Source organism: Thermanaerothrix daxensis (assembly GCF_001306145.1).
GTDB classification, from domain to species: Bacteria; Chloroflexota; Anaerolineae; order Anaerolineales; family Anaerolineaceae; genus Thermanaerothrix; species Thermanaerothrix daxensis.
Genome location: NZ_LGKO01000002.1, coordinates 434,613 through 448,810, shown reverse-complemented (window position 1 = coordinate 448,810; position 14,198 = coordinate 434,613). Strand labels below are relative to the sequence as shown.

General features: G+C 56.0%; 10 protein-coding genes. 6 read left to right on the top strand and 4 right to left on the bottom strand.

From position 1 onward, the window contains the following. The 3 genes from SE15_RS02145 (at position 1) to SE15_RS02135 (ending at position 1,841) form a co-directional block, all read left to right on the top strand. Positions 1–360, top strand: a complete 360-nt coding sequence (locus tag SE15_RS02145) for a hypothetical protein (RefSeq protein WP_054520454.1) — start codon at positions 1–3, stop codon at positions 358–360. Next, positions 357–1,253, top strand: coding sequence for a hypothetical protein (locus SE15_RS14770; protein WP_054520453.1), 897 nt, complete (start codon positions 357–359; stop codon positions 1,251–1,253). Before SE15_RS02145 ends, SE15_RS14770 begins: the two co-directional genes overlap by 4 nt. Before the next feature lie 66 nt (positions 1,254–1,319). Then, the gene (locus tag SE15_RS02135) at positions 1,320–1,841 is read left to right on the top strand and encodes a phosphoribosyltransferase (RefSeq protein WP_054520452.1); all 522 of its coding nucleotides are present in this window, start codon (positions 1,320–1,322) and stop codon (positions 1,839–1,841) included. A 13-nt stretch (positions 1,842–1,854) separates the two neighbouring features. On the opposite strand, the gene SE15_RS02130 is transcribed toward SE15_RS02135, so the two are convergent. The 3 genes from SE15_RS02130 to SE15_RS02120 are packed head-to-tail and all read right to left on the bottom strand — an operon-like array spanning position 1,855 to position 5,324. Continuing rightward, positions 1,855–2,886, bottom strand: a complete 1,032-nt coding sequence (locus SE15_RS02130) for a glycosyltransferase family 4 protein (protein WP_160316645.1) — start codon at positions 2,884–2,886, stop codon at positions 1,855–1,857. Then, positions 2,879–4,036 (bottom strand): non-hydrolyzing UDP-N-acetylglucosamine 2-epimerase, encoded by a 1,158-nt coding sequence (wecB, locus tag SE15_RS02125; protein WP_054521308.1) that lies wholly within the window; start codon positions 4,034–4,036, stop codon positions 2,879–2,881. Before wecB ends, SE15_RS02130 begins: the two co-directional genes overlap by 8 nt. A gap of 4 nt (positions 4,037–4,040) precedes the next feature. Further along, entirely contained in the window at positions 4,041–5,324 is a 1,284-nt protein-coding gene (locus SE15_RS02120) for a nucleotide sugar dehydrogenase (RefSeq protein WP_054520450.1), read from the bottom strand. A gap of 137 nt (positions 5,325–5,461) precedes the next feature. Between SE15_RS02120 and SE15_RS02115 the strand changes: the two genes are divergently transcribed. From SE15_RS02115 to SE15_RS02105, 3 genes are read left to right on the top strand one after another with little or no spacing between them, the layout of a single operon-like run. Further along, a complete protein-coding gene (locus SE15_RS02115; protein WP_054520449.1) occupies positions 5,462–7,201 on the top strand; it encodes a DNA-binding transcriptional response regulator in 1,740 nt (579 codons plus the stop codon). Positions 7,202–7,213: 12 nt separating this feature from the next. Then, on the top strand, positions 7,214–9,997 hold the full coding sequence (gene polA / locus SE15_RS02110) for a DNA polymerase I (protein ID WP_054520448.1): 2,784 nt from the start codon (positions 7,214–7,216) through the stop codon (positions 9,995–9,997). A 42-nt stretch (positions 9,998–10,039) separates the two neighbouring features. Then, positions 10,040–12,391, top strand: coding sequence for a tetratricopeptide repeat protein (locus tag SE15_RS02105; protein WP_054520447.1), 2,352 nt, complete (start codon positions 10,040–10,042; stop codon positions 12,389–12,391). 59 nt (positions 12,392–12,450) lie between these two features. On the opposite strand, the gene SE15_RS02100 is transcribed toward SE15_RS02105, so the two are convergent. Further along, on the bottom strand, positions 12,451–14,184 hold the full coding sequence (locus tag SE15_RS02100) for a rhodanese-like domain-containing protein (RefSeq protein ID WP_054520446.1): 1,734 nt from the start codon (positions 14,182–14,184) through the stop codon (positions 12,451–12,453). Positions 14,185–14,198 lie beyond the last annotated feature (14 nt).

The window sequence follows — 14,198 nt, the reverse complement described above, 5'->3', positions numbered from 1 at the left end:
GTGCGGCTCTGGCGCATTTTGGGGTTCCTCTTCACCCTGGCAGTAGGACTGGGGCTGGGACTCTACCTGGGATGGGGCATCATGGCTGCCCAACCCCAAAACACAACGCCCGACACCCTGCGGGCCGACTACCAGGCCGATTATGTCCTGATGGTGGCCGAGATTTATCAACATGAAGGGGATGTGAACGCCGCCGCCCAGCGCCTGGCCTTGCTCGGAGAATCGCCTTTGCGTAAAGTGCAGGAAGCCATCTTAACCGCCCAGCAACTGGGATACGCACGCGAGGATGTTGAAACCCTGGCGCGTCTTTTCCAGGCCCTCCAGACCCAGCCTCAAATTCAACCCACAGTAGCGCCATGACTCCCGACGACCTGGACAACTATCCTGACGAAGCATCCTCTTCGCAACCGCCTTTGTACCTGCTCACCGGCCTGGTACTGGGGCTCCTGCTTGGGTTGTTCATTGCACGGGTGCTCAGCCCTCTACGCTATATGGATACCGCTCCCGCCATGCTGAGCGAATCTTACAAGGCGACCTACCGCCTGTTAATCGCCCAGGCCTACCAGTCCAACGGCAATCTCGAACGCGCCCGCCTGCGCTTGCACCTGCTTGATGGTGACCTCGCGCCACAAGCCCTGGCCAGTCAGGCTCAGCAATGGCTGGCCGAAGGGAATAACCTCGAGGCGGCGCGGGCATTGGCCGAATTGGTAGCCGCTCTCGCCCAGCCCACCCCACCGTCTTCATCACCGGCACCCCCTACGCCGGCTTCCGGATCTCTGGTTTCTACAGTCTCCTTACCAACCCTCGGTCTCGGCCAGGCCATTGCCACACCCACCTCCACACCCTCCCCCACCCCCACGCTAACTCCCTGGCCTACGTTTACCCCCCGGCCTTCACCTACTCAGCGCCCGGCGCTACAAGCACCCTTTAAACTGGTTGACCAACGTCCATTATGCGAAAATGGAGTACCCGCAGGCCTGCTCCAGATTTACCTGACCGATAACGCCGGGCAGCCCCTGGCCGGAGTTCCAATTACATTGTTTTGGAGCGGTGGGCAAAACGTCTTCTACACTGGGCTTTACCCCGCCATCAGTCCCGGTTATGCGGATGCCCTGCTGGATCCCAATCTCACCTACGATGTTCGACCTGGCGATGTGGGTGAAACCGTGCGAGGTCTCCAACCCCCTCAATGCAAGGCGCCGGACGGTCAAACTTTTATCGGCGGATGGCGATTGGAATTCGCCCAGCCTTAGCCGGGAAAGATGGCGGCGAGTATAATTGAGAAATGACCAACCTTAAATACGGACCAGGAGCCAGGCATGCGGCGTGAGGTTTTGACCTGGAATGATGTTGAACAGTTAATTGACCACCTTATTCCTCAGTTCGAAGTAGAGTTTGACGCCATGGTGATGATCACCCATGGCGGCATTATTCCTGGGGGTCTGCTGGCCGAAGCGTTGAAAATGAGCATTATCCTTACGGCTTCGGTGGATTTCCCCGCCGAGTTAGAATACGAGAGCCTCAAGGAAAAAGAGAAAGATAAATCCCGCTTGCTGGCCTGGCCCAAATTTCTGCAATTCCCGGAAGATCACCTGTTGCGCAACCGCCGTATTTTGGTTGTAGATGATGTTTGGGGGTCTGGACGCACCATCACTGCGGTAAAAAATCGCATCACCGGCGCAGGGGGAATCCCCTATACCTGCGTCTTGCACTTCAACCCCTACCGCAATCTCTTCGGTACAGCGCGTCCGGATTACTACGCCGCTATTACCGATGCGTACATTGTCTACCCGTGGGAGATCAGTCGCGGCACTCAAGGGCTAATCCTGGGTGGGCTATGAGGTCTCTGGCAGGTTAACCCAGGATCGCCCGGAGCGCTTCAAGATATTGAGCCGTCATCCTCTCCAGCCCAAAGGCTGCTTCTGCGCGCTGCCGCGCCCCCTGCGAGAAGGCATCCCAATTAGCCAGGATTTCCAGGCTGGCATCTACCAGCGGCTCGATTTGCGGGGGTTGCAAGCGCCAGGGGTCAGCGCCATATGGAACCACCCGCCCGGCCAGCGGGGTCACAATTTCACCCAGTGCTCCGGTATCAAAACCTGCAACCGGTAGACCGCACGCCAGGGCCTCGATCACGGCATTTGGGCAGGCGGGATGCAATTCCGCCGAAAAGAGCAAGTGCGACGAACGATCCAGATAGGCAATCCGTTCCGGTGAAACTACTCCGACCCAGTTTAGCGTCACATCTTTGGCCAAGGATGAAATGAAGGCCTGCTCCGCTGCCGGGACTTCTCCCACCACCCATAACTCCACCGGACGGGGGGCCTTCTCCTGTAGGGCACGCGTCAGGCGCACAGCACTTTCCAGGCCCAGCACACTTCCACCGCGCAAGTGGCCTTCAACCACCAGAACCCGCCAGCGTTCGGCGGGACGCTCATGCATACCAAAGGGAGCAAACTGATCCAGGTCCACGCCGTTGTAAATTACAGTTTCCCACTTCTCCCCCTGCCCGTAAACCCGTTGCCACCAGGTACGGGCAAACCGGCTCTGATACACCACCCCATCGGCCAAGAAACGACGAATGAAGGCCAGATTTAGATTGGCATACTCGGCGCGTAGAGCATGACGCAGCCCTTGAAAACGTCGCCGATGGATCCAGTTCATTCCATCCAGCCGCTGCAGAATACGGAGACCCCGCTGGCGGGCTCGCCACAACACACCCACATGGCGCGTCCCTCCAATGAGCAGAATCGCCTGGCAACCCGGATCCTCAGGATCGTGATGCACAACCACGCCCTGAGCCCGCAAACCCGCCATCAGGCGACGCTGAAACGAAGTCGGTCCTCCCAGGTTGTCCAGTTTCGGCCAGATGCAAATGTTCCTAACCACGCTTTCCCCCATCGGTCCGGCCCATGCCGGGCTCGCGAAAAGCCAGTAAAGCCCCCACGATACGTTCGGCTGCATGTCCATCCCCAAAGGGGTTTGCTGCCTGAGCCATGGCAGCATAAGCCTGCTCATCTTCCAACAGACGCACCGTCTCCCTCACGATTACCTCGGCATCGGTGCCCACCAGTTTCAAAATGCCCGCTTCTACGCCTTCAGGGCGCTCGGTCACTTCCCGAAGCACTAGTGTGGGAATGCCCAAACTGCTGGCTTCCTCTTGTATGCCCCCCGAATCGGTGAGCACCAGCGTAGCCTGACGCATCAAGTGTACCATCGGCAAATAGTCCAAAGGAGGAATGAGGGTAATGTTCGGAACACCAGAAAGATGGGCATATACGGGTTTTTGCACGTTGGGATTAAGGTGTACCGGGTAGATTAGGTGCACCGAATCGGCAAACGCCTCGGCAATCTGGCGCAATGCCTGACAGATGGTTTCAAGAGGACGTCCAAAATTTTCACGCCGATGGGCGGTCACCAGGATCAAGCGCTTGCCGCCTGGCCCAATGCCATGACGCGCCAGCAAAGCCTTGACCTCTTCCGGCATCGGCTGACGCACAATTTGATGAAGAGCATCAATGACCGGATTCCCGGTGACAACGATCCGCCAATCTGGCACCCCCTCTGCCAGTAAATTGCGTCGGCTGTGCTCGGTGGGAGCAAAATGTAAATCGGCCACCACCCCTGCAATACGTCGGTTGACCTCTTCCGGGAAGGGCTGCCACTTATCCCCCGTACGTAAACCCGCCTCCACATGACCCACACGGATACGGTGGTAATAACACAATAATGCCGTGGCCATGACAGTGGTGGTATCTCCCTGGACCAACACCCAATCCGGACGCAACTTTTCCAACACCGGATCAAGATGGATTAAGATGTTAGCCGTCAGCGAGGCCAGGGACTGGTCGGGCTGCATAAGATTTAAATCGAAATCTGGCTGGATATTGAAAACGGCAAGCACCTGATCCAACATCTGGCGGTGCTGGGCGGTTACCACAACTCGTGATTCGATGTCCGGACAAGCCGCCAGCGCCTGCACCACGGGCGCCATCTTTACTGCTTCCGGGCGAGTGCCGAAGATAGAAACCACGCGCAACCGTTCAGGCATCCCCGCGTCCATCCCCCAATCGCAGGACCCGAAAACCAGCCGCCTGCCAGGCTGTCTTATCCCAACCATTTACCGCGTCAAAAGCCAGGCGCGCCGGGGTCTGGGTCTGAATCTCATGTGGATTAATCTCGCGCAGGCTGGAATGGCCCACCAGCAGCACCAACGCCTCAGCATCCTTAAGCGCCTCCGACAACGTGGTTACGGTCGGCACGCCTGAAATCTGGGCTTCAGGTTTGAACGGTTCGTAAGCGCACACGTGCGCTCCGGCTTGGACCAGGCGATGAACCACCTCAATGGCCGGGCTTTCGCGCAAGTCATCCACGTCGGGCTTATAAGCCAGGCCCAAAACGGCTAGACGCCGTCCTTCCAGGCGCCCCAGGTTGCGCTCCACCCATTCCACCACAAAATCGGGCTGAGAGTCATTGACATCGCGGGCAGAACGAATCAGGCGTGTCAGATCAGGCGCCGCTTCAACCAGGAACCAGGGATCCACGCTGATACAATGGCCCCCCACCCCAGGACCAGGGCGCAGAATATTGACCCGAGGATGGCGATTCGCCAGCGCAATGGCCTCCCACACATCAATGCCCAGACGGTCTGCCAATCGGGCAAATTCGTTTGCCAGCGCAATGTTAACATCGCGGAAGGTGTTTTCCATCAACTTGACCATCTCGGCGGTGGTGCAATCGGTCAGCACAATCTCACCCCGCACAAACGTGGCATACAGATCACGAGCAGCCTCGGCCGAAGCCCGATCAATGCCCCCAACGACGCGTGCATTTTCGATCAATTCACGCAGTATTTGCCCCGGTAAAACGCGTTCCGGTGAATAAACCAGATGAAAATCCTTTCCAGCCTTCAATCCTGAACGTTCCAGGATGGGTGCTACCACCTCTCGGGTGGTCAAGGGCGGAGAAGTGGATTCAAGGATGACCAGGTTTCCCGTCCTCAAATGAGGAACAACGGCTTCACTGGCTGCCCGTACATATCGCAAATCTGCTCGTTTATCTTCCAGGAAGGGGGTCTGTACGGCAATGATAAACGCATCTGCAGGCTCCGGTTCGCTGCGCACCACGAGATTACCCGAGCGCAAAGCCGCCTGGACCAGTGTGCGCAGTCCAGGCTCATAAAGGTGAAGCCTGCCGTTTTGCAAGCCATGCACAATGTGGGGGTTTACATCCACCCCCACGACCTGTAATCCATGCGTGGCCAGTGTGCTGGCGGTAGGTAGACCAATATAGCCCAAACCCAAAACACATACTTTTTTGAATTTCACGCAGTTTTCCCTCACCTTCGAAAAATGCCGAGCCAGCCCAGAATTATCCCATATCCGCCAAGGGTTGCCAAGACTTCAAGCGAACTTAGCCACCATTGTGCTTGCTCAGCCTTATTAGCCGTGATAGACTTAAAAACATGGTCAACGACGTGAAGAATCTCCTGGTTTTCAGCCCTCAAGCCCAATTTGCCGAATGGCTGCGTCTCAGCCTGGAGGAAACCGGACGCTACCGGGTCATCCTATGTGCCTCTCCGGCGGATATCTTTGACCGCCTTGCCCAAGAACCGGTTGACCTGCTGATCGCAGATTTTCCTACCGGTGATACCCTGCTGCGGGAACACCTGGAGGCTTTTTCACATCAGTTTCCTCATGTTCCCCTCCTACTCTTTCCACCGGAGAACGACCCTTATCATCCTGAAGCCTCTGCGATCCTTGCCTGGGCCTATCTGTCCAAACCTTTTTACCTGCCCGATTTGTTACTCGCCGTGGAGACCCTTTGTCGAGGCGAAAAGATCCTCCCGCCCCCGCCCCAAATGCCTCAGCCCTTGGAAGCACTTCACCAGCACTTGACTACCTTCCTGAGTCAAAGCGACGCACAAGCGACCTGGATTTACAGCGCCGGACGCGTGCTTGTCCAAACCGGAGACCTCGAAACCTCGCTTCATGAGTACCTGGAAGCCTGGGTGCAACAGCGCGAGCAGCGCCTTTTGAGAGACGGTGAATGGCTGCGATATGTGACACCTTTGGGACAAAGCAAGCCAATTCTGCTCTACGCCCACCCCCTCGCTTCCCATACGCTATTGTTGGTCTTCTTCGCTGCTTCCACACTCCTGAGCCGGGCACGGCAACAAGGTCGAGCATTAGCAGAATCTCTCGAAGCCTCCCCCTGGCTGACTTCCGAACTCTTGCTCGCCGAAGCATCCGCCACCTCCCCGGCCAGCCCCCCTGAAGAAAGCACTGGCGAAACCGAACCCCCGACCCCGGAAGCGGAGTCCCTGGTCTGGATGATGGAAGCAGATGGATGGAAAACCCCCGAGGATGAGGGGGAAGACGAAAGCATTTCCCTTCCGGATCTGAGTCTACTGGAACAATGGCTGGCCGAAGCCCCACCTCCTGATCCGGAACAGTCCGTTCGTGCGGAAATGCCGGATTTTCAGGCGGACTGGTTGCCCGAAGTAGCGTTTACTCCCGAAGTGTCTTCTTCTGAACCCCCTGCGTTAGAGGAAACTTTGATGGCCGAGGCAGGTCCATCTGAGAGGGGAGAAATCCGGTCGGAAGTCTGGACGTTTGAACCCGGCGAGGTAGATGTTCAGCCTCCCGAAGAAGCACATGAGGGTGCGTTTGAGCCACCCCCGGATTTCTTTGAGGCCTTAGCAGTGGCCACCGGAGGGTTTCCTTCTGAACACCCTGTAGACCTTGAAAGTTCTTCACCTACTCTTTCTGTAGAAGACACCCAACCGTTGACCCTGGACGCCCTCAACCAGCCTGCCGCGGAGAAACCCCTTTATCTCACCTACACAGCCGTCCTGGTCACCACGCTCCCGGAAGCCCTGCAAAACCCCAAGGTGACCATGGAACTGACACGTTGGATGCCGCACTGGTGCCAGCGCCTGGGATGGACGCTTAAGCGCCTGGTCGTCACCTCGAACTATCTCCTATGGACAATTGCCATTCCTTCCTCTGTTACCCCTCGCCACATGGTGCACATTGTACGACATCACAGCGCCTGGAGGCTCTTTCATCGAGTACCTGAGGCCCTGGCCGACCTGGCCCCAGATTCTTTTTGGGCCCCCATGCATCTGGCGATCGCCGATGAGACTCCTCCAAGCAATGCAGAAATCGAAGCCCTGATCGCTCAAAATCGTGCCGCTTCCTGAGGTTAACCGTCCATGCCTCCAACGTTATATCTGATTGATGGTCATGCCCTGGCTTACCGTACCTACTTTGCCATCCTTAAGGGTGGTCAGCACCTGATGACCACGAAGGGCGAGATTACCACGGGCATTTACGGTTTTACCAGTGTGTTGTTGCGCCTGCTGGATCAAGAACAGCCCGAATTCCTGGCAGTGGCATTTGATACCGGGCGAACTTTTCGTAACGATTTGTTTGCAGATTACAAAGCCACACGGGCCAAAATGCCGGATGAACTGCGCCCCCAAATTGATCGTCTGCACGAAATGGTGGAGGCCTTTGGCTTGCCAATTTTGGAAAAAGAGGGCTACGAGGCCGATGACGTTCTGGGCAGCATTACTCACCAAGCCCTTGAGAATGGGCTGGGGGTTAAGATCATCACTGGGGATCGCGATTTGCTTCAACTGGTAAACGAGCGTGTGATCGTAAACCTGGCTGGTAACAAACTCTCTGAGGCCAAAGACTATGGCCCTCAAGATGTGGTCGCCCTGCTGGGGATTCGCCCGTGGCAAATTGTGGATTACAAGGCTCTGGTGGGTGATACTTCTGACAACATTCCAGGTGTGCCAGGTATCGGCGAGAAAACTGCTGTTACATTGCTAAGCCAATACCCCACCCTGGATGAAATCTATGCGCATTTGGATGAATTGCCCCCACGCCTGCGCACATTGCTGGAGAAGGGGCGCGAGTCGGCTTACCTTAGCCGTGATCTGGCACGCATTCGCACCGACGTTCCAATCACCCTTGACCTGGAACGGGCACGCACCCGTAACCTGAATTTTGATGCGGCAGAACGTTTTTTCCAGGAACTCGAATTCCGCAGTTTGATCCCACGCCTCAAAGCCCTGCAACAGAAAACGCCCCCGGCGACCACACAACTTCCCCTCTTTGGGTTGCCGTTCACTCAAGTGGGTAGTCCCGAAGCACCTGAAACCCGCTATCATATTGTGAACACCTCCCAGGCGCTCGATGAACTCTGCGAACGGCTGGAGCGCGCAGACGAGTTTGCGCTCGATACCGAAACAACCAGCCTGGATCCTCTTCGAGCCGACCTGGTGGGTATTTCCCTGGCTGTTGAACCAGGTGAGGGGTACTACATCCCACTTGGACACACCACCGGGGAAACCCAATTGCCCTGGGCACTGGTGCGTGAACGTCTGCAACCCTACCTGAACCACCCTCAACGGCGCAAGGTAGGCCATAACCTCAAGTACGACCTGCTGGTCCTGGCCGAGCAGGGAATCTGGGTTTCTCCCTTAAGTTTTGATACCATGATCGCTGCCTGGCTGCTTAATCCTGAAGGCTACAACCTCAACCTCAAAGGATTGGCCGAGGCCTACCTGGGCGTCCAGATGACCCACATCGAAGAACTCATCGGCAAAGGTAAAAAACAGCGCTCCATGGCTGAGGTGCCGATTGAAACTGTTGCTGCGTATGCAGCCGCCGATGCGGAGATTTGTTTGCGCTTAAAGCCCCTACTCGAAGAACGTCTGAGAGAAGTCAACGCCCTGCGCTTATTTAATGAGGTGGAGATGCCACTGGTGCCGGTTTTGGCACGCATGGAGCAAGCCGGTATCGCATTAGATGTACCCTTCTTACGCCAAATGTCACGTGAATTGAGCCAGCGGCTGGCCGAGATTGAATCTAAGATCTTTGAGATAGTGGGGTATCCCTTTAACCTCAACTCAACTCAGCAACTTTCAAAAGCCCTCTTCGAAACCCTGCGTTTAGAACCCCCGGATCGGCGCAAGCGCACCAGTAGCGGGCACTACTCCACTTCAGCCGAAGTGCTGGAAGAAATGCGCTCTGCACACCCCATTATTGAGATGATTCTGGAATACCGGGAGCTCTCCAAACTCAAATCCACCTATGTAGACGCACTGCCCGAGCAGGTCAATCCCAAGACAGGGCGGGTACACACATCGTTCAATCAAACCGGCTCAGTTACCGGGCGTCTGGCTTCCTCGGACCCCAACTTGCAGAACATTCCCACCCGCACTGAAACAGGCCGCCTGGTGCGGCGCGCCTTTATTGCCGCACCCGAAATGGTGCTCATTTCGGTGGATTATTCTCAGATTGAACTGCGCATCGTGGCTCACATCTCTGGCGATGAAGCCATGATCAACGCTTTCCTGGCAGGCCAGGACATTCACGCCGCTACGGCCGCGGCCATTTACGGCGTACCTCTCGAGCAGGTCACCAAAGAACAACGCCGACACGCCAAAGCCATCAACTTCGGCCTGATCTACGGCATGAGCCCATTTGGGCTTACTCGCACCACCGATTTAACCCTGGCTGAGGCAGAGAATTTTGTGCAGGCTTATTTCCGTCAGTTTCCTCGTGTCAAGGATTACATTGAGAATACCCGCGCCCTGGCTGCTCGCCAGGGATACGTGGAAACCCTGTTAGGGCGCCGACGTTACTTCCCCAACCTCAAGAATCCCCCCAACCCTGCCGTTCGCCAACGCGAAGAGCGCGAAGCCATAAATGCCCCCATCCAGGGCACAGCGGCGGATATTATGAAAATTGCCATGGTGCGTCTGCCAACAGCGCTGGAATCAGCAGGTCTTTCGGCCCGCCTGCTGCTTCAGGTGCATGACGAACTGGTCCTGGAATGCCCGGAAGCAGAGAAAGTCGCCACCGCCCAAGTGGTAAAGAATGTGATGGAGAATGCTTACCAACTGGTCGTGCCCCTCCTGACTGAGGCCCGTTGGGGCTTGAATTGGGGTGAAATGACCCCCTTTGATGAAACCTCCTCCTAACTTTTTCAAGGTATGCCCACTCCAGGATAGAACGAGGGAAACGTGGCCGGGAATCGCGAGCTCTATCAACAAGCCATGAACGAGGGACATTCGGCGGCCTGGGATCAGAACTGGGAACTGGCTGCGCAACATTATCGGCGCGCTCTAGAAGAGTTTCCGGATGATCCGCAGGCACTAAGTAACCTTGGTTTGGCCCTATTTGAGTTACAGCAGTTTAACGAAGCCCTTTCAATCTATCAGCGCCTGGCTGCTTTACAGCCGGAGGATCCCCTGGCATATGAGAAGATGGCACGCATTTACGAACGGCTGGGGCGGCTAAAAGATGCCGTCCGGCTTGGACTACAGGCGGCTGATCTGTACCTCAAGAACCGTGATGTTGAGAAAACAATTGCCAGTCTCATGCGGGTCCTGAGTCTGCAACCCGAAAACCTGACGGCCCACAGCCGGCTGGCCCTTATCTACGAACGTTTGGGACGTAAAGCCGAAGCCGTAGAAGCCTATCTGGCCGTAGCCAGCCTTTTGCAACAAAACAACCAGGTTTCCAAAGCCATCCAGACGGTCCAGCATGCATTGGAACTCTTGCCCGGAAGCGCCGAAGCCACCCAGGCTTTACAGGCTCTGCGCAACGGCACCCCCCTACCTAAACCCACCCGACCACGTGGCGGCACTGGTCCAGTGCGCCTGGCCGAAATTCTCCAAACCGACACCGAAGACCAAGATCGTCAGCCCCTTGATCCCATCGCTGAGGCGCGCCAGCAGGCGCTGGTGCAACTGGCCACTTTGCTCTTTGATCAGGCCGAGCACGTCGCCAATCCCTCAGCACCTTCCTCCTCACGCCGGGGATTGAGCGCCCTGGCCCGCGGCACAGGAACGCTCCTGCCCACAAACCAGGCCGATTTAACCCGGTTGCTACTTCATCTCAACCAGGCCATTGAATCCCAAACCCACGGCGATGACACTCAGGCGCTGCAGGAACTGGAACGCGCAGAAAAACTGGGACTCGTTCACCCCGCGCTCTCCTACAATCTGGGATTGTTACTCGCCGAGCGAGATCCGGCCCGCGCCTTACAGTACCTCTACCGGGCGGCGGCTCACCCCGATTTTGCCCTGGCTGCCTTCCTTTTGATTGGGCGCATCGCTGCCCGATTAGGCAACTACGGCGAAGCAGCCACGGCTTACCTCCAGGCCTTGCGCCTGGCCGACGCCCAGACTGTTCCTCCGCCTCAGGTAGAGGGAATTAATCAGGCCTATGAGTCAATTATCGAGGCTCAGCGTAATGAAAAAGATCCTCAAAAGTTGCAGGCCCTCTGTGAGAGCATCGAACACCAAATTGCCCAACCCAACTGGCGAGACCTTCTGAGAAAGGCGCGCCAGCAATTGCAGCAGCAAGTGAGCGAGAACACCCCCCCACCCTTGCTGGCCGAAATGCTGCTTGAGACCCGCAGTGCGCGGGTGATTGAAGCCCTTGAGCAGGTTCGGCAACTGGCTGCCCGCCACATGCTCTACTCGGCCATGGAAGAAGCCTTTCGCGCCCTGAGTTTCGCACCTACTTACCTGCCTTTGCACATCCAAATTGGCGACCTGATGATGCAGAAGGGCATGACCCAGGAAGCGGTTAATAAGTACCGCCTGGTGGCTCAACTGTATCACTTGCGAGGCGAAACGAGCCAAGCTGTAAACCTGTTACAGCGTAGTGCTCAAATGGCGCCGATGGAACTCCCTATTCGCCATCAATTAATTGAACTGTTACTAAACCAGGGACGCACCGACGAGGCCGTCCAGGAAAGCATCGCCCTGGCCGATACGCACTACCACCTAGCCGAATTGGACAAGGCTCGCCAAACGTATTTAGAAGCGCTCCACATTGCCCAGTCTTCTCGCGAGTACCGACGCTGGGCGCTGCTCATTTTAGGCAAAGTAGCAGACATTGATCAGCAGCGCCTGGACTGGCGACAAGCCGTGAGCACGTACGAGCAAATGCGCACATTACAACCGGACGACCGTGACCTGCGCGGACGCATTATCGAACTTCACTTCCGCCTGGGTCAGGAAACAGCCGCCCTTAATGAAATAGACAACTACATCCACTTTCTGATCAGCGCTAATCGTATTGACGAAGCAGTTCAATTCCTGCACGACCTGATTCTTGAACATCCCCAGAAAAAGTTACTGCTACGCTATCGCCTGGCTCACCTGTATCGCCAGCTTCAACAAATTGAGCACGCTGTGGCAGAACTTGATGCACTTGCAGATACCTACATCGAACTTGGTGAAACCCCTCAGGCCATTCGAATGGTTCGTGAAATCATTGCCCTCAATCCTCCCAACAAAGCCGAATACGAGTTAGCCCTACAAAAGCTGTTACGAGAACTGCCTCCCCCCACATCCTCTTAAAAATTGGCCGGGTGAGGATCACCTCCCACCCGGCCACCTCTACGCTATTTTATGAGTCATTACTTGACGACGGGGAATTGCGCAGCCACCCAGGCATTCAATCCGCCAGCCAGATTGGATACATTGCTGTAACCAATCATGCGCAGAGCCATGAGCGCCAGAGCGCCGCGGTGTCCTGATTTGCACAGCACAACAATGGGTGTGGCCTTATCCTGAGGCAACTCATTCAGGCGGGTGAAAAGCTCGTTGACCGGGATATGGACTGAGCCCTCGATGTAACCATCTGTCTTCAACTCCTCGGCTGTGCGCACATCCAAGAGGAAAGGTTTACTGGCTTCACCCAGAGCCACCTGCAAATCAGCGGCCTTGATGGTATAGAAGTTGTCGGGCAGATTACTCAAGAAGTCATCCAATCCCTTGAAGAGAGTCTGATTCTTGATCTCTGGAGCCGTGCCGGGCACGGGTGGTTCGGGCAGGCTGCCTGTTTCCACCGGTAGATTTGCCTTCTTCCACGCCCCCAGACCACCCCCAAGATTACGCACCTCACTGTAACCCAACAGACGCAGCGCAGCCATCACCAAAGCCCCGCGATGCCCGGAAGCGCAGTAAATCACAATGGGCTGATTTTGGGCTGGGAGTTTGTCCAGATTTTTGAGCACCTCACGCACCGGAATATGAACTGCCCCCTTGATATACCCTTCTTTCTCTAACTCTGCAGTCTCGCGTACATCCAGTAAGAAAGGCGGTTTGTCAGCCAAAGCCGCATTAAGATCGGCAGCCGAGATGGTGTAGAAATCCTTGGGCAAATTGCTCAGAAAATCTTTCCAGGTGGCGTTCCAATCCACCCAGCCTTCAACTGGCAATTGAGCAGCTTTCCACGCATTCAAACCGCCTGCCAGATTGAGCGCATCATAGCCCAACAAACGCAGGCCCATCATGAGGATGGCGCCCCGATGGCCTGATGCGCAATAAATGACTAGTGGCACATCTTTGGGCAATTCTCCCAAATGGGACATAAACTCATTGAATGGCAGGTTAATGGCACCAGCAATACGCCCGTCATTTTCGTACTCTTTAGCCGTGCGCACATCTACCAGCACCAGTTTTTTGCCTTCAATCAGGTCGGTGTTCAATTTATCCGCCTTGATGGCATAGAACCCCTCGGGCAGGTTGCTTAGAAAGCCGTCCAGTAGAGTGTAGAGAGCCTGGTCCTTAATCTCAGGGGCTGTACCAGCCGCTGGTGCTGGTGGCATGCTTCCGGTAACCACAGGCAAATTGGCTTTCTTCCATGCCCCCAAACCGCCTCCCAGGTTACGCACATTGGAATAACCTAGCAATTTCAGCGCAGCCTGAACCAGCGCCCCCCGATGACCCGAGGCACAATAAATCACAATGGGCTGGTCCTGTGCCGGAAGTTTGTCCAGGTTCTTGAGAACGTCACGTACCGGGATATGCACCGCATCTTCAATATAACCATCCTTCTCGATCTCTGCGGCTTCACGCACATCCAGCAAGAAAGGGGGTTTGTCAGCCAGTTCCTCATTCAATTTGGCAGCGCTGACCGTGCCAAAACCCTTTTCGGCCGGTAAATCGGCAATTAACTGAGTCCACAGGCTTACAACATCTGGTTGGGCTTCAACCGTCGGTGAAGGCAGTGCTGTAGGCACCTGTGTTGGCGCTGTAGCAGGTTCGTTTGTTGGCGCAAGCGTGGGCGCGGCGGTGGCACACGCATTCAGCAACAGGCTGAGAAGAACCAACAGGATCAGGAATTGTGTTCGCTTACTTTGTACCATTTCTTTTCCTCCGT